This window comes from Vibrio pelagius, from assembly GCF_024347575.1.
Lineage (GTDB): Bacteria > Pseudomonadota > Gammaproteobacteria > Enterobacterales > Vibrionaceae > Vibrio > Vibrio pelagius.
In genome coordinates this window covers 528,472-548,167 of record NZ_AP025504.1, presented here as the reverse complement: position 1 = coordinate 548,167, position 19,696 = coordinate 528,472, and the positions used below count along the sequence as shown (strand labels likewise).

The window sequence follows — 19,696 nt, the reverse complement described above, 5'->3', positions numbered from 1 at the left end:
TCGAGTTATCCTTGATCTTACTGAAGGTGAGAACTCATTTATCAATCTAGGACTTGCTATGCTTGCTATCCCCGTACCGTTTGTTGTTTCCATGTTACTTGGATTACTCGCGATATCACTCTATAGCCAGCTTTCTCAGCAGGCCAAAGTCGCTAGCATTTTTTTAGGGTTATGCGCTTTGACAACCTCAATGGTTGGTTTACGTTGGACGTTTGGGCTTGGCATTTTCGCCATCGCACAACCTATTCTTGCCTCTATTATTCCTGTTGCAGCGTGGTATGCGTTCGCACATGCCAATCGTGATTTAGGTATTTTGCCTACTAAGCATTTTGTTGCGCCATTGTTCGTTGTTATCAGCGCGGTATCCCAATCTTGGTTGGCTCTTCCACTAGATGCTCTACTTACTCTAATTTACGCTTTCTATGGAGTTGCACTAATCCGCTTCTCGTCAAAAGAAACAGCACTGATTAATGTCTCGTTAGGGAACTGGGAAGGAGTAAAGAAAGCAGAGAATATTGCGGGATGGATGCTGATATTTTCAGCGTGTGTGGACACGCTTATGTCGTTGGATTTTATTTTTAATCAAGGTGGATTTTCACGGTATATCCTTACTGCGGCACATTTGATTCTTCTACCCGTGTTATCGATAGCTGTGGTTGTCGTGGGTATTAATACACCCGTTCCAGAAGAGTCAAAATCTAAACAAATCAGCTCTAATGACGAGACAAATAGTTCTCAAGTAATGACCAGTGAGAGGGCGCAAGAGATCACTTCTCTACTAGACTCCAAAATCCGCGAAAACAAACTTTACTTAGACCCGGAGCTAACCCTTTCAAAACTAACACGAAAGTTAGGTATACCAGCAAAGCAAATCTCAATTGCCGTTAATCAGGTACATGAAAAGAACATTTCTAAGATCATAAATGAGTATCGCATAGAGCATGCCAAGCTCTCCTTGGATACATCACAAGATACTATTACACAAATATTTATGAACTCAGGTTTTCAGACCAAATCTAACTTTAATCGCGAGTTTTCAAGAGTCGTGGGAATGACTCCAAGCGAATACCGTAAACGAACAGCTTCAACGCTCTAAGTATGGTTCGCTAATTTGGAAAGTTCCAAAAGTGAACTAAAGGCGTGAGGCGTATTTTATGTACTGCGCCTCACGTCTCAAATGGGGTACTTAAAGACCCATTGGAGCTCTGTTTGTCATTGAAAATTAAGGGGCGGGGCTGTGTTGTAAGCTTCGGAACAGAATGTAAAGCGTAAAACAGCAGGCAAAATGTCAGCTGTTTTTTTATTTGAATCGCGAAAAAATAAAGCCAACATGACCCTAACTGTTTGTAATTTTGATGATTTTATTTGGTGTAAATTTTATTTTACGAAGTGTTTTTTATGTAAAACACAAAAAAAATTGCCTTTATTTTAAATTAGTGATTGAAACTCTCGTTTTTCCTAGATAAGTTACAGGGAACAAGACGATAAGTGCTGATGTGAAAATTGTACAAACAATAAGCACTCTCAGCTCAAGGATAGAAATAGGAAGAAGTAAGCAATGTTTCAAACAGATGATGTACGAATTAATAGAGTAAAAGAGTTATTACCCCCTGTTGCAGTACTAGAGAAGTTCCCTGCGACAGAAGTTGCTTCTTCTACAACTTTTGAAAGCCGTAAAGCGATTCACAATATTTTGGAAGACAAAGATGACCGCCTGCTGGTGATCGTCGGTCCGTGTTCTATTCACGATCCAGAAGCTGCACTTGAGTATGGTAAGCGTTTGAAAGTGCTGCGTGATGAACTAGGCGATCGTCTAGAAATCGTAATGCGTGTTTACTTTGAGAAGCCACGTACTACTGTAGGTTGGAAAGGTCTAATCAACGACCCGTACATGGATGATACATTCAAGCTAAACGATGGCTTACGTATGGGGCGCAAACTACTGCTCGATCTAACCGACATGGGTATGCCAACGGCTAGTGAGTTCTTAGATATGATCACCCCACAATACGTTGCGGATTTGATCAGCTGGGGTGCTATTGGCGCTCGTACTACGGAATCTCAGGTACACCGTGAGCTGGCTTCAGGTCTGTCTTGCCCAGTGGGTTTTAAGAATGGTACGGATGGCAACATTAAAATTGCAACGGATGCAATTCGCTCGGCGAGTTCGTCTCACCACTTCTTGTCAGTAACTAAGTACGGCCACTCTGCGATCGTAGAAACGGCTGGTAACCCAGACTGTCATATTATTTTGCGTGGCGGTAAAGAGCCAAACTACAGTGCAGAGCACGTTGCTAAGATCAAACAAGAGCTTGAAGCATCAGGCTTGCCACAAAAAGTAATGATTGATTTTAGCCACGCAAACAGTTCTAAACAGTTTAAACGTCAATTGAACGTTTCAGACGACGTGAGTGCACAAATCGCTGGTGGTGATAAAGCTGTCTTCGGTGTAATGATTGAGTCACACTTAGTTGAAGGGCGTCAAGATCTTGTTGATGGTAAGGTTGAGACTTACGGTCAATCAATCACTGATGCATGTATCGGTTGGGAAGACACTGAAACGGTTCTACGTCAGTTGGCGGATGCTGTCGAAAGTCGTCGCAACCAGTAATTTAGCGTAACTGATGAATAAAAACCTTGTTGTTCTGCAGCAAGGTTTTTTTGTTTCGAAGAGAAGAGTTCGAGCGACTCTTTTCTTATGGAGAGCGAATCACTAAAACGTATCTAACATGTAGCGTTCAGAAGTTGTAAAGAGATTCAGATAGTATTGAGCCATACATCATGTATGGCTCTCGTGGTTTTTAAAGGCTGCCCTCTGGTGTGATTGAGGCTGCTTGCTCTGGTAGTAACGAATTACCTTGCTGAAGATGAATGGTTTGTGTTGGGAACGCGACATCAGCTTGATGAGCGTGCACTATCTCGAGCACTTTCAGTAACACATCCTGTTTTACCTCATGGAAACGAATCCAGTTGACCGTTTTTGTGAAGGTATAAATAAAGAAATTAAGGGATGAAGCACCAAACTTATCGAAGTTAACGATCAGCGTCTGATTCGAATCAATATCTGGATGGTTCTCTAGCATTGTTTTCACTTCATCTACAATCGACTGCATTTTATCCGCATCTTCATAACGCAGTCCGATCGTTTCATGGATACGACGATTGAGCATTCGCGATGGGTTTTCTACCACAATATTACTGAATACTGAGTTTGGAACATAGATTGGTCGTTTACTGAAGGTTCTGATGATGGTCATACGCCAACCAATACGCTCTACTGTTCCTTCGATTTTACGGTCTGGAGAGCGAATCCAATCACCCACTTTGAATGGGCGGTCGAAGTAGATCATCATTCCACCAAAGAAGTTTGAAAGTAGATCTTTGGCAGCCAAACCGACGATTAAGCCACCCACACCACCAAAAGTAAGCAGACCAGAAAGGCTTAGACCAAAGCTCTGCATGATGGTGAGTGCTCCCATCACCATAAAGAAAAGCCGGAATACTTTGGCTACAGCCTGAACGGTTGTCTCGTCACGTTTATTCTGAGCGAGGATGTAATCCTCACTGTTAGTGATCATTCGGAGCGTGAACCAAACGAAGGTACAGATAAGTAATATGTGCTTGAGGGTTCTAAGCCAGTTGATCTCACCACCGAACTCTCCTTGGAGAATTAGCCCAAGAGAAACCGTGCCCGGCCAGCACCAAAGCAAGGTACTGACTGGTGTTTTCAATGCATCAAGCAATAAATCATCCCAGTAGAAAGAGGTTTTCTTGGTTAATACTTCCAATCGACCGTGAAGGATTCGCCAGGCTGCCCATGCAAAAAAGCTAGCAATAGTGATAAATAAGACACTGCTACTCCATTCATGATGGTTTGCATTTACGTAGGTCTGAACTTGTTGAATTAATTCGTTCATGTTTTGAATTCACTCGATGATAACGCTGACGTCATAGCAAGTGTTGTCCCTAAAAGATATGAAATAACTACGTTTGGGGAGCTTTATGCAATTGTGTGCTATGACAGAAAATAATGGGCCTGAAATTAGCAGAAATCGAATTTGTTCTCTACCTTTAAAATCAAGAGATTAGGAAACTTCTAAGTGGGATGATGAATATCTTTAGTCATCCGCGGGACTAATGAAGAGTTGTTACTTAGCCTCAGGCTGTGAGGATAGAGGAAATTATGACAGATAGACAGTTTGCTGTGATTGGATTGGGTCGTTTTGGGCTCTCTGTATGCAAAGAACTTCAAAGTTCCGGTGCGCAGGTGTTAGCGGTGGATATTAACGAAGAGCGGGTTAAAGAAGCAGCCAACTTTGTATCTCAAGGCATTGTCGCGAACTGCACCGGTGAACAGACCGTAAAGGAGCTACGATTAGATGAGTACGATATGGTCATGGTTTCAATCGGTTCTGATGTGAATGCGAGCATTCTTACCACATTGGTTGTCAAAGAGGCCGGTTCTAAAGCGGTATGGGTGAAGGCGAACGATAAGTTTCACGCTAAAATTCTATCCAAGATCGGAGCGGATCATATCATTCTTCCCGAGCGCGATATGGGTATCCGAGTCGCGAGAAAGATGCTTGATAGACGCGTCTTAGAGTTTATCGACTTAGGCAGTGAACTTGCACTGACTGAAATTGTGATAGGGCATAATCTTCTTGGGCGACCCCTTTCTGATCTTAAACTGTGTCAGCAGAGTGATGTGCATGTACTGGGCTTCAAACGTGGTCCCAACTTGGTTAAAGCGCCAGAGTTGGACATCAGTTTAGAGATTGGTGATGTAGTGATTATTGCTGGTCCTAAAGAGTTATTGGCGAATCGAATTAAATCACTCTCATAAGGCGACCTATGTACTCAGTTCAAAGAAAGGGGCTATTCTACACCTTAAAGCCAGACAACAAGCCAAAGAAAGGATCTGAACCCAAGATCATCCTCACCAGTTTTCTTGGGGTTCTTGTTCCTTCTGCGATTCTTCTCACTTTGCCCGTATTTTCGGTTACGGGTCTTTCTTTCACTGATGCCCTATTTACTGCGACCTCTGCCATAAGCGTAACCGGTTTGGGGGTTGTGGATACTGGGACCCACTTTACCTTGGCGGGTAAAGTCCTATTAATGTTTCTAATGCAGGTCGGTGGCCTTGGGCAAATGACCTTATCTGCGGTACTCCTATATATGTTTGGAGTGCGACTGAGTTTGAAGCAGCAAGCGCTCGCGAAAGAGGCATTAGGGCAAGACAGGCGAGTTAACCTGAGAGACTTGGTTAAAAAGATCATTGCGTTTGCGTTAATCGCTGAATTTATCGGTTTTACTCTGCTCTGTTTTCGGTGGGTTCCTGAATACGGGTGGGAGACCGGGAGTTTCTACGCTCTGTTTCATGCAATCTCAGCTTTTAATAACGCCGGCTTTGCGCTCTTTTCAGATAGCATGATGACGTTCGTTGATGATCCTTTGGTAATTTTCACTCTGGCAGGGTTATTTATTTTCGGAGGGTTGGGATTTACTGTGGTCGGTGATTTAGCGACAAATTGGCGTCGCGGTTTCAATCACTTGCACCTACATACCAAAATCATGTTAACAGCAACGCCGACACTGCTTTTAGTTGGAACTCTATTGTTCTGGTTGTTAGAGCGAAATAACAGTGAAACGATGCAAGGACTCACTACAAATGGTCAATGGTTAGCCGCGTTTTTTCAATCAGCTAGTGCTCGTACTGCAGGGTTTAATAGTGTTGATCTTACACACTATACGCATCCCGCTTTGCTCGTTATGATCGTTTTAATGCTAATCGGTGCCGGTTCAACCTCAACAGGGGGAGGGATTAAGGTCTCAACATTCGCAGTGGCTTTTGTGGCTACGTGGAGCTTTTTACGCCAGAAAAAGCATGTCGTAATGTTTAAACGAACCGTGTCGTGGCAAGCGGTCACTAAATCTTTAGCCATCATAGTGGTCAGTGGAGCCATGTTAACAACCGCGATGTTTTTGTTGATGCTGACGGAGAAAGCCCCATTTGACCGTGTCGTGTTTGAAGTGATTTCAGCCTTTGCGACTGTTGGTCTAACCGCAGGGCTAACAGCGAACTTATCAGAACCGGGTAAATACATCATGGTGGTCGTCATGATTATTGGCAGAATAGGGCCTTTAACTCTGGCTTACATGTTGGCGAGACCAGAACCCTCGTTGGTAAAATATCCAGAAGATACAGTATTGACGGGCTAGTTAGATAGAAATGATAAAGCCAGCTTGATGGTAACCTAAGCTGGCTTTGGTCTGACTTTCGCATTTAGCCTTCAAACAGCTCTAGGTAATCCTCGTACCCCTCTTCAACCAATTTCTCGACTGGAATGAATCGCATAGCTGCAGAATTCATACAGTAACGCAACCCTGTTGGTTTTGGACCATCTTTAAACACATGACCAAGGTGGGAATCACCAAAACGGCTGCGCACTTCAGTTCGTGGATAAATCAGTTTGTAATCGGTTGTTGTCACAATGTAGTTATCATTGATCGGTTGTGTAAAACTAGGCCAACCTGTCCCTGACTTATATTTGTCTTTCGATGAGAAAAGCGGCTCACCAGTGACGATATCAACGTAGATACCTTCTTCTTTGTTATCCCAATATTTGTTATCGAAAGGGCGCTCCGTTGCATCTTTTTGAGTCACGTTGTATTGAAGCGAAGTCAGCTTCTGTTTTATCTCGGATTGTGAAGGCTTAGTGTAAACTTTCACGTTTGCAGCTTGCTTTTTACCATCTAAGAGTTGACGAATTGTCTGCGGATTTTCTTGGCGATCATCACCAAAGATTTTGTCTAAGTACTGATCACGACCAGAGGCATAGCGATAGTAGTTGTAACGAACCTTGCTCTTCTTATAGTAATCTTGATGATAATCTTCCGCCGGCCAGAACTTCTTAAACTCAATTAACTCAGTTTTTAGAGGAGCACCAAAGAGGTTTGCTTCTTCTATTTCATTCATGAAGTTTTGGGCGATCTCTTTCTGCTTAGCGTTATGATAGAACACGGCTGGACGGTATTGGGGACCTCGGTCTACAAACGAGCCTTTGTCGTCGGTTGGGTCGATATGACGAAAAAACTGATCGAGCACTTGCTCGTAGTTAACCACACTCGGGTCATAAACCACTTTGATAACCTCGATGTGTTCAGTCTTTCCTGACGCGACTTGCTTGTATGTTGGGTTTTCCAGCTTACCACCTGAATAACCCGAGACAACATCGATCACGCCATCAAGCTTTTCAAGATCAGACTCAGTACACCAAAAGCACCCCCCAGCTAAAGTCGCCACTTCGGTTTTACCTGAGTGTGCCGCTTTATCCATTGTATTGGCTGTGCCTGTTTGGCTAACAAGTAACGAAATCAGTGGCAGTGCGACCACGAGTGAAACCAATATTTTAGATAATTTCTTCATAGATACCTCATCTTGACGTTTGTTCATTCGTTGCTGAATGTACGTATAGAGACAGGACTTTGATGAAAAAAATTACATTATTGATTAAAAAAATACTTTGAAGGTTAAGTTGGTCATGTTGGTACAGCGCAACTTGCTCTTCGAAACGACCAGTAGTAGGGTGACGCCTATATAGTTTTATAACCATGATGAGTGCTTGTCGCTCGCTTAAGGAAAAACATGAACGCAGAAGTTAAATGGGTAGAAGGCTTTAAGTTTTTAGGTCAATCTCAATCAGGGCATTCGATTGTTATGGATGGAAGCGGGGGTGCAACGGCGCCTAGCCCAATGGAAATGGTATTAATGGCGGCTGGGGGGTGTAGCTCTGTTGACGTAGTCGATGGCCTTAAAGAAGCAGGACAAGCGATTACAGGCTGCAACGCAAAGCTTTCGACAGAGCGTCGTGAAACCGCGCCAAAGATCTTTACTGCAATCAACATTCACTTTGAAGTGTCTGGTGACAACTTAGATGAAGAGCTTGTTGCTCAAGTATGTGCAGATTCATTAGAAAAATACTGCTCAGTTTGTTTGATGTTGGGTGCGGGCGTTGAAATGACCCACAGCTGGGAAATCGTTTAACAACAAAAAGAAAGGCCACGTATCTGAGATACATGGCCTTAAATTTAAAGAGTGATTACGTCAGTGACTTGAAGTTGTATAGCTAAAAACTATTGAGTCGCTTCTTCAACGATTACTTCTTCAACCTGAACTTCTTCAGTGTATTCAAAGGCAGGGATAGTCGCCTCTACACGTCGGTTCATGGCACGACCTTCCGCAGTGTCGTTTGATGCTACAGGGTTTTCTTCACCTTCACCTGTCGCTGTGATACGGCTAGCGTCAATGCCTTGCTCTTCGAAGTACGCGGCAACTGATGCGGCACGTTTCTTCGATACCATCATGTTGTACTCTGCTGCGCCTGTTGAGTCAGTGTGACCAACAATTTCGACATTAGATTCTGGGTGAGCTTGTAGTACTGCAATTAGAGGACCAAGTGCCGCTTTACCGTCTGCTGATAGCTCAGTGCTGTTAGTCGCGAACATCTCTTGAGAGAAGCTCTCTGTTTGCTCTTTTGTGACAACAACAGTTGTCTTCTCTTCTACTACCACTTCTTCAACGATTGGCTCAGAAGGCGCTTGCGTTACTACTGCAGCGGTAGCTGCTGCGGCTGCCGCAGAAGCTGTTGTTGCACCTGTGCCAAAGTTGTAGCTGAAACCAACAGATAGCAGGTTTGCATTAAGATCTTGGATATAATTGTCGTCGAAATCATCAAAGTATTGGTATTCAACCCTTACAGCCCATGTGTCTGAGAATTGTTTCTCTACGCCGGCTCCTAGAGATAAAATGAAAGCGTCTTCACCACCGTGAGAAATGTATGCTGGGCCGCCCTTCACAAAGAAGTCAAATTCTTGCTCTACTGGGAAGCGGTACATAGGCGTTAGAGAAATAGCGATTAGAGGATCACTAAATTGTGCAGCTGTACCACTACTAGCAAAACTTGTTTTGTAGTCACCAAGGAAGTCTGAACTTAGTTCAACACCAAAACGATCTGTGAAGTTGTAACCAGAGTAAATACCGGCTCCAACTGCATCATCATCGCACTCAAGGCCATCTACACAAGCGCTGTCTAACCAACCAAGACCAACTTTAGCACCAACGTAAGTTGTTGCTGCGATAGATGGCGCTGCCGCAAGACCAGAGGTTGCGATAAGTGCACACATAATTTTTGACAGTCTTTTCATAATATTATCCTTGTGATTGAATTTTATTCTTACCTGAATCTGCCATTAAATCGTCATCGACTGTTTGTGACACACTGCTTGCAGACGAAAACTGGAGGCGCTGATCCAGTTGGAATCTATCTATATGAGCGGTAAATCTATTGTTAATCTTATTGCACATGAGAGTCAACAAAATTGTTAAAAATTATGCATTTAACTAATTTGTAATTGTTAAGGTATCAATAATAAATAGTTTGTTACTCATAAAGATATAGCTCAAGGTTTTGATTTTACAAATTTTATTCTTAAAAAGAGTTCAAAAGCTTGCGCCACTTCATGCTTATAAAATGAACATTCCCGAAGTCAAAAAATTGACTTCGGGAATGTGTTGGCGAGTATGCAACGGATGGTTTTCGCAAGACAGAACTAAGGGCGCTCTCCACGTAAGATTCGAGCTTCAATATGTTCGATAACGTTCGGAAGATCGGCAATCGTGTCAATGAGATAATGTGGTCTAGACTTGCCGAGTTTTAGTTTTGCTTTAGTACGAGCAGCATCAAGCGTTGCCTCATCTGCTTGTTGGTACTCTTCAAAGGTTAGGCCTGCTTCATTTCCGGATAAAAGAAGGCCAATAGTCCACATGCCTGCATTGTGGCCCTCGTCTATCCCCGGGGCGGCATCATCGACTTTGATACACGCGGCAACATTGGTCACACCAAGGTCAATCACATTTTTGAGTGCCATGAATGGTGCAGGGCGCCCACCTTGTGGAAGGTCATCAGTGGCAACCACACAGTCCGGATGATAGCCATAATCGGCTGCTACTGGGATAAGGACGTCCATCACTTGGCGCGGGTAACCAGAACATGAGCCAATTTTCACGCCTCGCGATTTCAAGTTATTAACCACTTCGATGGCATTTAAGATCGGCTCGGCGTGGTCGGCAACTTTCGCTTTCTGTAACGGCATGAATGCCGCATATATAGCATCAATATCTTCTGAGCTCATCTCTCTACCGAACTGTTCATTCCAGCGAGCCTTCACAGAAGGTAATTGACCCACAGCTTGAATGTGGTCCCATTTACCGAGTCCCATAGGTTCACGAGCTTCCTCAAGCGAAATATGAAAATCAAAGCCTTGTTTGAACGCTTCTACAAAAATGCTGGTTGGAGCGAATGAGCCGAAGTCTACGATAGTGCCAGCCCAGTCAAAAATTACTGCTTGGATTACGGATGGTTTGGTCATGATAGTCTGTCCTTAATGAGCCTTGTTATTAACGTTTAAGGCTATTGCTAAGATGATGATTAATGTTCAATGAGGTTAAATTGGGTATCCGAAGTCTCGGCATACATGATCGATAGCCGCTTCAAAGATATCGAGAGCGGCATTGAGGTCGCTGCGTCCGATGATCAATGGAGGACTAAGTTGTGCGACGTTGCCTTGTGAAACTTTAAAGCTCAGACCTTGGTTTAAACATTGATAGAGCAGCGCTTCAGCTTCGTCATATGCACGAGTCTTGGTGAGTGGATCAGTAACAAGATCGACTCCCCACAAAAGGCCAATTCCGCGTACATCGCCGATCACGGGGTAACGTGCTTTCATATCAAGCAGTCGCTGTTTTACGAATTCACTGTCGTCTTTCACTTTTTGTAAAAGGTTGTGCTGTTCGATGACCTGCATGGTTGCCAGTGCAGCAGCGCACCCGATTGGGCTTTTTTCGTGAGTGTAATGTCCAAGCGAGACTTGAGCTGCTGTGTTGTACTTGTCTTTGGTCACCATTGCTGCAATAGGAACCAAACCGCCGCCAAAGCCTTTGCCAATACAGAGAATATCTGGCTCGATGTCATAAGCTTGGTGGGTGAACCATTCGCCACTGCGTCCCATACCGTTAGGAATATCATCAATAATCAGTAGCACGTTGTGTTTATCGCAGATCTCTCTGATTCGTTTCCAATAAGCTCTGCTTGGCACTTGTACATCGGTATTTCGAACCGCTTCAGCAATGAATGCGCCAATGCCTCCCTCTTTCTCAATCACATACTCAAGGTAGTCGGCGTAATGGACATCTGAGTTTTGGTCGCCATCGCGCATTGGGAAAGCTCCTCGGTACGACACCGCTGGTGGAATGCGCTCGACGCCAGCCATAAGCGGCCCCATACCTTCACGAAAACATGCTTCTCCACCCACAGAGATGGCGTCAAGAGAGGCTCCATGAAAAGAGTCCCATAATGAAACGACTTTAAAGTTGTTGGTTACGTGCCTTGCTAGCTTCAGTGCCATTCCGATCACAGAGGTGCCACCGGGTGCGAACAACACTCGATTAAGATCGCCACCACAGATTTGCGTTAGCTTTTCTGCGCACTCGATGGCGGTCTCGTTGGTAAAGCGTCGTGGCGAAAATGGTAGTGACGCCATTTGTTCGGTTACTTTCTTGATGACTTCAGGGTGACCGTATCCCAGTTGATGGACATTGTTCCCATGAAAGTCCATATACTTTTTACCTGTTACATCTTCTATGTAGATACCTTCTGCATGTTGCAAGGTGTCTAAGCACGGCGTCGACATAGCTTGGTGAAGAAACACCTCTGAATCTCTCTTCAAAAGCGCTTGAGTGGCTTTATCGTTTAGAGATGCGTTCCACTCCCGTCGCGCTGGCGTGGTATTGACATCTCCTTCACTGCGAAAGTGAGTGTGAGAGAGGTTCTCTTTTGATTCACACTGCATCATGCGTTCACTTCCCAATACATTGCTTTGCTGATCGCGCCGATTAGACGCTCAATGTCAGCGGGGTAAACCTCACCAATGTTGCCAATGCGGAAACAGTCAGCATTGGACACCTTACCCGGATAGATAACGAAGCCTTGCTCTTTAAGGCGCTCATAGAACTCTTTGAATTGGTAATCGCTATGAGTAGGAGAATAGAAAGAGGTGATGATCGGAGAGTGGAGATCATCGCTGAGTAACGGTTCGAACCCCAGAGAGCGCATTCCTACCACCAGTGTCTTCTGGTTGGTTGAATAGCGTTGGAATCGCGCGGCAATACCGCCTTCTTGTTCAAGCTCGATAAGTGCTTGATAAAAAGCGCGCACGGTGTGTGTTGGTGAAGTAAATCGCCACTTTCCATGGTTCACTTCCATACAGTGCCATTGGTCATATAGGTCTAAGCTCAACGAACGAGCCTGTCCTTTACACTTCTCAAGCTCGTCTTGTTTAGCGATCACAAAACCAAACCCTGGCACACCTTGAATACACTTATTCGCTGAGCTGATCATAAAGTCGATGCCCAGGTCAGCGATATCCATTGGGATACCACCGAAGCTCGACATGGCGTCGAGAATTACGACTTTGCCATGTTGCTTAGCCAGTTGAGCAATCTCTTTAACTGGGTTCAACATCCCTGTTGTGGTCTCGCAATGGACAATTGCAACATGGGTAATGGTCGGATCCAATGCCAATGCCGTTTCCATTTCGTTCAAGTCAGGTTGTGATGTTTCGCCTGGTGAAACGACATAGCATGGAATATGTAAATACTGCGCTATTTGTGTGATGCGAGCGCCATAAGCACCGTTATCGACTACCAGTAATTTGCCTCCTGTGTCGATTACACTGCCAATCGTCGCTTCAACAGAAGCAGTGCCACTGCCTTGCATTAATACACTTGTATAGCCTGTTTGTTGCGTTGCAAGCTGAACCAGCTTGTGGCGGATGACCTGTACGATGTCTTTGTTGTATTCATCGTCCCATGTACACCAATCTTTTAGCATCGCTTGGCGAACTGATTCAGAAGTGGAAAGAGGGCCAGGGGTTAAGAGCAAGTATTCGTTTTTCATCTTTATTTCCATTTGGACTATACCAATATTTGCAGTTACTCTAGCAATCGAATCTGATGGAGGTAAAGAGCAAAAGCGCCAGATTCACAAAAGCTTCATATTCAAAATTCATGGTGAACGCTTCATGAACAGAGATCTTAAAAATGCCATTTCTTGTTCATTTAATCGTCATAAAACTCGAATAGGTTAATACTTGTCATCTGGTACATACCAAATTGGTTTGTGCTCACTAATGGAAATGAGAGAGGGTAAGTCGATTTGGCTGCCTCCACTCTTGCTAGACAGTTCAACTGGAGAACATGATGAAAAACCGTTTTATGAAAGGATCACTTGCTGCACTTGTGTCACTGCTGGCTACCAACGCATTTGCGGCCGAGGAAGTGACGGTTTATACAGCGTTTGAAACAGATATTTTGGCGAAGTACAAGAATGCATTTGAGAGCGAAAACCCAGACATTCGCATCAAATGGGTACGTGACTCAACGGGTATTATGACGGCTAAGCTATTGGCTGAGAAAAACAACCCAAGAGCAGAAGTTGTATGGGGGCTTGCGGGTTCATCAATGGCATTGTTGAAAGAAGAGGGCATTCTTCAACCTTATACGCCTCAAGGTGTTGACGCACTTCGCTCAAATCTGAATGATCCTCAATCTTCTCAAGCTTGGTACGGTAACGACGCATTTTTCAACGCGGTTTGTTTTAATGAAGCTGTTGCAAAACAGTTGAACCTGCCTGCTCCTCAATCTTGGGAAGATCTCACCAAGCCTATCTACAAAGGTCACATTGCAATGCCAAACCCTGCATCTTCTGGTACGGGTTACATGCAAGTTTCAGCATGGCTACAGAACATGGGCGAAGACCAAGCCTGGAATTATATGCAAAAGTTGGATAAGAACATTGCACACTACACGCATTCTGGCTCTAAGCCATGTGTGCAGGCGGGTATGGGCGAAGTCGCTATCGGTATTTCTATGGCAAGCCGTGGCGCTAAGTTGAAAACGCAAGGTGCTCCATTGGCCGTAATCACCCCTGCAGGCATCGGCTGGGAATCTGAAGCGGTTGGTCTTGTTAAATCATCAGAAGCGGCAAAACGTGTTGTGGACTGGTCGATTTCTAAAGCAGCAAATGAACTCTACATTGAGATGTACCCAGTCGTTGGTCATAAAGACGTAACGGCGACAGTGAAAAACTTCCCAAATGTTGAAAAGAACATGGCGAAGATGGACTTTGCTCGTATGGGTAGTGAGCGTGCAGACGTATTGAAAACTTGGTCTGATAAGTTTGACGCAAAGTCTGAACCAAAATCTTAGTCTTACCCCTCTCAATCAAAGGAAGGCTTAGGTCTTCCTTTTTTTGATCAATCAGAGCAGCCCTTTAATGCTCGCTCTCTAATAACTCTCAATATTAATCACACCGTGCATTTTGGTGTCGATTTCGCTAGGTAACTCTTTTATGTCAAAACACTACTCATACTGGTTCAAACAGGCGCTGCAGCAGGAGTTTGGTCAAGACTTTCCACCGACTGATGCAGGGAAAACATTGACCCAAGATCTTGAAACAGACATTGCTATCGTTGGTGGAGGCTACACAGGCTTATGGACCGCCATTTTGATCAAACAGCAGCAGCCACAAAAGCGTGTCGTGGTTATTGATAAAGGTTTGTGCGGCAGTGGCGCGTCGGGTGCCAATGGTGGGTGTATGCTCACTTGGTCGACTAAGTACCCAACACTCAAACGACTTTATGGAGAGCAACACGCGACATGGCTGGTGGAGCAATCAGAAAAGGTCATTTTTGAGATTGAAGCGTTTTGCCAAGAGCATGATATTGACGCCCACCTCTATCGCAGTGGCACTTATTACACGGCGACCAACCAAGCTCAAAAAGGCGGCATGGCGCCCGTCGTCAATGAGCTAAAAAAGCAAGGAATTAATAGCTGGCAGGAGTGTGGCGACAACCTAAGTCGTCAAGCTGGATCTGAGCGTCACATTGAAGGTTACTACTCTGAAGCGGCTGGTAGTGTTCAACCCGCGCTATTAGCACGAGGTCTTCGCCGCGTTGCTATTAAATTAGGTGTTGAAGTGTACGAAAATTCCCCGATGCTTGAATTGAAGTACGGGGAGCCAGCTAAGGTCGTCACACCTGCGGCAACCATTACGGCCAAAAAAGTGGTGCTGGCATTAAATGCATGGATGCTTGATCACTTCAAAGCCTTCAAAAGAAGTATTGTGGTTGTCTCTTCGGACATGGTTATTACTGATTCAATCCCAGAAAAGCTTGCAGCATATGGCCCAGAGCAAGGTGCAGCGGTGGTTGATTCGAGAATCTTTGTTCACTATTACCGAGATACTCGAGATGGCCGGCTGATGCTTGGTAAAGGAGGTAACAAGTTCTCGTTTGCCAATCAGGTTGATAACATGTTCAACCAGAAGACGCAGTATCTGCCACTGCTGAAAGAGTCATTTAATAACCTATTTCCAAAGCTTGAGCAGCAAGACTTTGCTTACAGTTGGTCTGGCGGGTCTGATCGTTCCGTTACCGGATTACCTTTCTTCGGCAACATTGAAAATCAATCGAACATCTTTTATGGGCTCGGTTACTCAGGTAACGGTGTTGCTCAAACTCGTATGGGAGGTAAGATTCTTTCGTCGATGGTTTTGGGATTGGACAATGAATGGACAAGAAGCGGCATGACAAAAGGCCCGCTCGGTCATTTTCCACCAGAGCCATTTCGTTGGCTCGGAGCGATGATGGTGCGTGATGCGGTGCGTCGCAAAGAGAACGCTGAAGATGCAGGCCAAAAGCCGATGTGGGTAGACAAGCAACTTTCCAAGTTGGCTGGTGCTGCTGGCAAAGCGGATAAAATTGCGGGTTAATAAACACCAAAAATTGACCCAGCCAAAGGTAACCAAACGCTCTGTTGGTTACCTTTGGCTAGCACCAAATATTGGCCGACATTCAGTAAATGACCGTCGTCTCAAATGAACTAAATGCTTGCTTAGAACTGGTAAGCGGCACTTAACTTAATTTCTCGACCCGGCGAAGGTATCCCTTTAGATAGATAAGCTTCGTAGTAGCGATCCGTCAAGTTAGTCACAATTGCACCGAACGAGAGCCCTTTGACTTGTTGAACTTCCCAAGTCGCATAAATGTCTTGAAGTGTATATTGCTGGCTCGCTGGGTAGCTGTAGGTTTTGGTCTCGCCCGTTTTCGTTTGAGCGTCGTACCAACGAACCTTCCAACCAGTCGTTAAGCCTTCACTCCATTCATAGCCTAAACCAAGGTTTATGTTGAGTGGCGGTGTACTTGGGAAATCTTCATCACTGCCTGTCGAATCAGATAAACTTCCTTTGTATTTGCCACGAACGTAAGCCACTGAAAAGTCGCTAAAGAAATCAGCAATACGATATTGGCTGATGAGTTCGAAGCCGTGATTACGGTAGCCATCTAGGTTAGTAAACCAACTTTGATTTTCATCCGTTTCCTTATCTAAATTAGCGCCCACTCGGTTGTGTACGTGATCACTCACATCATTGTAGAAAATCGTGAATTCAGTGCCGATAGAATCACTATCGTTTAATAGCCCGTCAGTGATGTTGATTACACTGGCTTGGTAAGCATGGATTCGTGATACCTCAAGGTTGCGAGATGTCGATGGTGCTTTTGCACGAGCAAATTGTACCGAATACAAGTTGTCTATTGTTGGCGCTTTTAGAGCATAAGCGTATGAGAAATTTAAACGCGTGCGATCTGTTGCTTCGTAGTCAAGGTCGATACGAGGGCTGAAACCTTCATGTGTTGTTTCACTGTAGTCGTGCCCTGTAGCTGGATCGTTGTAATCTGGTGCCGCATTACCTTTACCTTCACTGACGATATACTCATATCTTAAAGACGGAGTGATGGTAAAGTTAGGTGTCGCTTGGAAGTGGTCTGCAATATAGACCGCATAGGTTTTTTGCGTACCAGAAGGTTCATAATACGGTGTGTACCAACCATAGTTTTTTCCTGGTTTATGGTCATTTGACGCATTGAAAACCAATGAATCACGTTCCGTTTTTTGATACTGGAGACCCGTGACTAAAGTGTGGTTACCAAGAATCGCGGTGTTATAGATATCGACAAAATCTCGCTTGTAGCTAAGCCAAGATTCGTGCCCGTAACTTGCAACGGATACCCACATCTTCTCAAAGGCAATATCTGGACGTACCCAATGACGATCATTCTCAGACCTTGCAGCCTTAATGTTGAAATCAATGTAAGGGCTAGATGGTGAGTAATGATATGAAGCTGTCGTCGTGTTGTCGGTGTATTCGTTGTAGACTGTATATGCGTATTTTGCCGCCTCTAGTGAACCATATTTTTCTATGGCTCTTTGATTAATCGTTGGCATCTCGCCGCGTCGGTTAGCCCACGGTTTACGCCCTTCGTCTTTATAGCGAGTGTGGCTTAGTTCAAATTGATGGTTGTTGTTTTCGTACCCGAACTTTAACAACATGTTTTCTTGCTCATACCCAGAATAATCCAAGCCACTATCTGAGCCACCGACATGGATATCGTCAGAGTCTGTCACCGAGCCATTAGCGATATAGTAAAACCCAGTGTCGCTTTTACCATAGACGCTCAGGTTGTATGCCATCGAGTCGCCGTTGGTGTTGTATCTCTGATTGGCACGGAAGCCGAAGTTTTCTCCCGGTGTTAGCAAGTCATCAACCGTTTTGGTTTTGATGTGAATAGTGCCACCAAACTTACCGTTGAGTGCTCGATAGTCATGTGCACCTTTAATAATTTCCGCTTCGCCAATCAAAAATGGGTCGAAGAAAAATGTGCCGTAGCGGTATTGTTGAAAACCGATCGGTGCGCCATCAACGAATACGGCTATATCGCTTGGGTCAGAAAAACCACGGATATTGATACGCTCACCACCGGAACGTGCACCTCCGTCGAGGTGTGCACCGGGCACAGAGTCGACAAGAGACGCAAAGTTAGAATATTGCTGTTCTTCTACTTCTTGCCAGTCGATGGTGGTTTGTCCTGGTTCCGATACGGTAATGGGTTTGGCATATTGAACACCAATCACTTCAACAGACTCATCTGCAGCTTCAGACGAAACTGCGTTAAACGATTGAAAGACAGCAATTGAGAGCAGGCTTAACTTAAAAATGGGGCTAGAGTAAATACTCATAACAATGACTTATAGTAGTTTCTTGGAGTGAGGATTATATGAATATTTATCAATTACACAAACATTAATGATATTGGTTATCATTAATGTTTGGTTTGTATTGCTGCCAATGGATAAAAATGTGGAATTATTGCCTAGCTATGTGATTTCTATTTAGTTAATCCATCTAAATTGTTCTAAGGCGTTGAGCCTGTATGTACACAGTAGAAGTAACCTTTGGTATCTGTCACGGGAAGTGTTTTTCGTAAACCTCCAATGCTTTTCGAACACGAAACCGAACCGTTATACAAACGCAATATAACTGTCATTTAGCTTCTATAAATTTGTCACTCAACTGAAATATTCAGAGTTTAGATTTGGTATATACCATTTAAAGAGTGCTGCAGAAAATGAGCAATTCAACCTATCTGAATATAGAAAACGTTGTAAAACAGTTTGGTCAATTTACGGCGTTGAAAAATATCTCCTTGTCGATCGAAAAAGGGGAGTTTGTCTGCTTCTTGGGACCGTCTGGTTGTGGAAAAACGACCCTTTTACGTGCCATTGCGGGCTTAGATCTTCCAACCTCTGGGCGTATTGAGCAGAACCAAGTTGATACAACCTTTCTTCCACCTGAGAAACGTGATTTCGGCATTGTATTTCAGTCTTATGCGCTTTTTCCTAATCTGACCGTTGAAGAGAACATTGCGATTGGCTTAAAAAATCAAGGTATGTCGAACAAAGAGGCGTTGGAAGCGGTTGAGAGCTGGCTAGAGACCATTGGTTTGCCTGGATCTGGGCAGAAATACCCAAACCAATTATCTGGTGGCCAGCAACAGCGTGTGGCGCTTGCTCGTGCGTTAGCGCTCTCTCCGGGGCTTCTGCTGCTTGATGAGCCACTTTCGGCGTTGGATGCCAAAGTAAGAACACACCTACGAGACGAGATTTGCCAGTTACAAAGAAAACTCGGTATTACCACTATCATGGTGACGCACGACCAAGATGAAGCGTTAACTATGGCTGATCGCATTGTGGTGATGAATCATGGTGTTATTGAGCAAGTTGGCGCGCCACAAGAGATCTACCAAAAGCCCGCGACTCGATTTGTCGCTGAGTTTGTTGGCTGTATGAATTTCATTGAAACTTCAGTGATTGCAGATTCTAAGATGCGTATTGCAGAGTCCATTCTAACCTTGCCAAAGTTAGATAATCGAGATACCAAGGTTGGTGAGCGATTTGATATTGCTGTACGACCCGAGCAGCTCCACTTTGTCGATCGTTTTAGTGAATCTCTTCCTGTTCGTATTGTGTCGAGCGAATTTTTGGGCGCATTTTATCGCGTTGAGTGTGAACTTCAGCATGACCCAAGAGCGAAGCAGATTGTGGTTGATGTGCCAGTCAAAACCTTTAGTGACATGAAGCTGCGTCGTGGAGACATTCGTTATGTGGCGCTCGATCAGGATGGGCTGCGCGCGTATCCAAGCAATGAGCGTCTTATATCTAAAGATGAGGCAGCGTAACTGT

Annotated in this window: 15 protein-coding genes; 8 read left to right on the top strand and 7 right to left on the bottom strand. The window is 44.4% G+C overall.

Features of this window, described 5'->3' with window-relative positions; all coding sequences use genetic code 11:
* The first annotated feature begins 58 nt into the window (after window positions 1–58).
* Entirely contained in the window at window positions 59–1,096 is a 1,038-nt protein-coding gene (locus vsple_RS16625) for a helix-turn-helix domain-containing protein (protein WP_261883921.1), read from the top strand.
* A 462-nt stretch (window positions 1,097–1,558) separates the two neighbouring features.
* Window positions 1,559–2,611, top strand: coding sequence for a 3-deoxy-7-phosphoheptulonate synthase AroG (gene aroG, locus vsple_RS16620; RefSeq protein ID WP_255232518.1), 1,053 nt, complete (start codon window positions 1,559–1,561; stop codon window positions 2,609–2,611).
* A 190-nt stretch (window positions 2,612–2,801) separates the two neighbouring features.
* On the opposite strand, the gene vsple_RS16615 is transcribed toward aroG, so the two are convergent.
* On the bottom strand, window positions 2,802–3,917 hold the full coding sequence (locus vsple_RS16615) for a mechanosensitive ion channel family protein (RefSeq protein ID WP_261883920.1): 1,116 nt from the start codon (window positions 3,915–3,917) through the stop codon (window positions 2,802–2,804).
* A gap of 266 nt (window positions 3,918–4,183) precedes the next feature.
* Here vsple_RS16615 and vsple_RS16610 point away from each other — a divergent pair, with 266 nt between their 5' ends.
* Both vsple_RS16610 and vsple_RS16605 read left to right on the top strand, forming a co-directional pair.
* A complete protein-coding gene (locus vsple_RS16610; RefSeq protein ID WP_261883919.1) occupies window positions 4,184–4,843 on the top strand; it encodes a potassium channel family protein in 660 nt (219 codons plus the stop codon).
* Between the two features lie 8 nt (window positions 4,844–4,851).
* A complete protein-coding gene (locus tag vsple_RS16605) occupies window positions 4,852–6,219 on the top strand; it encodes a TrkH family potassium uptake protein (protein ID WP_261883918.1) in 1,368 nt (455 codons plus the stop codon).
* Between the two features lie 64 nt (window positions 6,220–6,283).
* Here vsple_RS16605 and msrB read toward each other — a convergent pair whose 3' ends face one another.
* On the bottom strand, window positions 6,284–7,426 hold the full coding sequence (gene msrB / locus vsple_RS16600; protein ID WP_261883917.1) for a peptide-methionine (R)-S-oxide reductase MsrB: 1,143 nt from the start codon (window positions 7,424–7,426) through the stop codon (window positions 6,284–6,286).
* A gap of 219 nt (window positions 7,427–7,645) precedes the next feature.
* Between msrB and vsple_RS16595 the strand changes: the two genes are divergently transcribed.
* On the top strand, window positions 7,646–8,044 hold the full coding sequence (locus tag vsple_RS16595) for an OsmC family protein (protein ID WP_261883916.1): 399 nt from the start codon (window positions 7,646–7,648) through the stop codon (window positions 8,042–8,044).
* An 89-nt stretch (window positions 8,045–8,133) separates the two neighbouring features.
* Here the strand turns inward: vsple_RS16595 and vsple_RS16590 are convergent, their stop codons facing one another.
* The 4 genes from vsple_RS16590 to phnW form a co-directional block, all read right to left on the bottom strand.
* Window positions 8,134–9,204, bottom strand: coding sequence for an OmpA family protein (locus vsple_RS16590; RefSeq protein WP_261883915.1), 1,071 nt, complete (start codon window positions 9,202–9,204; stop codon window positions 8,134–8,136).
* A 405-nt stretch (window positions 9,205–9,609) separates the two neighbouring features.
* Complete coding sequence (phnX, locus tag vsple_RS16585) at window positions 9,610–10,428, bottom strand: phosphonoacetaldehyde hydrolase (RefSeq protein ID WP_261883914.1); 819 nt, start codon at window positions 10,426–10,428, stop codon at window positions 9,610–9,612.
* Window positions 10,429–10,503: 75 nt separating this feature from the next.
* Window positions 10,504–11,910, bottom strand: coding sequence for an aspartate aminotransferase family protein (locus tag vsple_RS16580; protein ID WP_261883913.1), 1,407 nt, complete (start codon window positions 11,908–11,910; stop codon window positions 10,504–10,506).
* Window positions 11,907–13,013 (bottom strand): 2-aminoethylphosphonate--pyruvate transaminase, encoded by a 1,107-nt coding sequence (phnW, locus tag vsple_RS16575; RefSeq protein WP_261883912.1) that lies wholly within the window; start codon window positions 13,011–13,013, stop codon window positions 11,907–11,909. The genes vsple_RS16580 and phnW overlap by 4 nt, the downstream gene beginning before the upstream one ends.
* Window positions 13,014–13,312: 299 nt before the next feature.
* Here phnW and vsple_RS16570 point away from each other — a divergent pair, with 299 nt between their 5' ends.
* On the top strand, window positions 13,313–14,323 hold the full coding sequence (locus tag vsple_RS16570; protein WP_084181834.1) for a putative 2-aminoethylphosphonate ABC transporter substrate-binding protein: 1,011 nt from the start codon (window positions 13,313–13,315) through the stop codon (window positions 14,321–14,323).
* Between the two features lie 142 nt (window positions 14,324–14,465).
* Window positions 14,466–15,887 (top strand): FAD-dependent oxidoreductase, encoded by a 1,422-nt coding sequence (locus tag vsple_RS16565; RefSeq protein ID WP_261883911.1) that lies wholly within the window; start codon window positions 14,466–14,468, stop codon window positions 15,885–15,887.
* 122 nt (window positions 15,888–16,009) lie between these two features.
* On the opposite strand, the gene vsple_RS16560 is transcribed toward vsple_RS16565, so the two are convergent.
* Window positions 16,010–18,193: a TonB-dependent receptor domain-containing protein gene (locus tag vsple_RS16560; protein ID WP_261883910.1), complete on the bottom strand. Its 2,184-nt coding sequence runs from the start codon at window positions 18,191–18,193 to the stop codon at window positions 16,010–16,012.
* Between the two features lie 389 nt (window positions 18,194–18,582).
* Here vsple_RS16560 and vsple_RS16555 point away from each other — a divergent pair, with 389 nt between their 5' ends.
* Window positions 18,583–19,692 carry a putative 2-aminoethylphosphonate ABC transporter ATP-binding protein gene (locus vsple_RS16555; RefSeq protein WP_261883909.1) on the top strand — a complete coding sequence of 370 codons (1,110 nt, stop codon included), beginning with the start codon at window positions 18,583–18,585 and terminating at the stop codon, window positions 19,690–19,692.
* Window positions 19,693–19,696 lie beyond the last annotated feature (4 nt).

Bases quoted from the DNA above. Each gene is read 5' to 3' on its own strand.
- vsple_RS16625 (WP_261883921.1), top strand. From the start codon at position 59: ATGCTTGCTATCCCCGTACCGTTTGTTGTTTCCATGTTACTTGGATTA.
- aroG (WP_255232518.1), top strand. From the start codon at position 1,559: ATGTTTCAAACAGATGATGTACGAATTAATAGAGTAAAAGAGTTATTA.
- vsple_RS16615 (WP_261883920.1), bottom strand. From the start codon at position 3,917: ATGAACGAATTAATTCAACAAGTTCAGACCTACGTAAATGCAAACCAT.
- vsple_RS16610 (WP_261883919.1), top strand. From the start codon at position 4,184: ATGACAGATAGACAGTTTGCTGTGATTGGATTGGGTCGTTTTGGGCTC.
- vsple_RS16605 (WP_261883918.1), top strand. From the start codon at position 4,852: ATGTACTCAGTTCAAAGAAAGGGGCTATTCTACACCTTAAAGCCAGAC.
- msrB (WP_261883917.1), bottom strand. From the start codon at position 7,426: ATGAAGAAATTATCTAAAATATTGGTTTCACTCGTGGTCGCACTGCCA.
- vsple_RS16595 (WP_261883916.1), top strand. From the start codon at position 7,646: ATGAACGCAGAAGTTAAATGGGTAGAAGGCTTTAAGTTTTTAGGTCAA.
- vsple_RS16590 (WP_261883915.1), bottom strand. From the start codon at position 9,204: ATGAAAAGACTGTCAAAAATTATGTGTGCACTTATCGCAACCTCTGGT.
- phnX (WP_261883914.1), bottom strand. From the start codon at position 10,428: ATGACCAAACCATCCGTAATCCAAGCAGTAATTTTTGACTGGGCTGGC.
- vsple_RS16580 (WP_261883913.1), bottom strand. From the start codon at position 11,910: ATGATGCAGTGTGAATCAAAAGAGAACCTCTCTCACACTCACTTTCGC.
- phnW (WP_261883912.1), bottom strand. From the start codon at position 13,013: ATGAAAAACGAATACTTGCTCTTAACCCCTGGCCCTCTTTCCACTTCT.
- vsple_RS16570 (WP_084181834.1), top strand. From the start codon at position 13,313: ATGATGAAAAACCGTTTTATGAAAGGATCACTTGCTGCACTTGTGTCA.
- vsple_RS16565 (WP_261883911.1), top strand. From the start codon at position 14,466: ATGTCAAAACACTACTCATACTGGTTCAAACAGGCGCTGCAGCAGGAG.
- vsple_RS16560 (WP_261883910.1), bottom strand. From the start codon at position 18,193: ATGAGTATTTACTCTAGCCCCATTTTTAAGTTAAGCCTGCTCTCAATT.
- vsple_RS16555 (WP_261883909.1), top strand. From the start codon at position 18,583: ATGAGCAATTCAACCTATCTGAATATAGAAAACGTTGTAAAACAGTTT.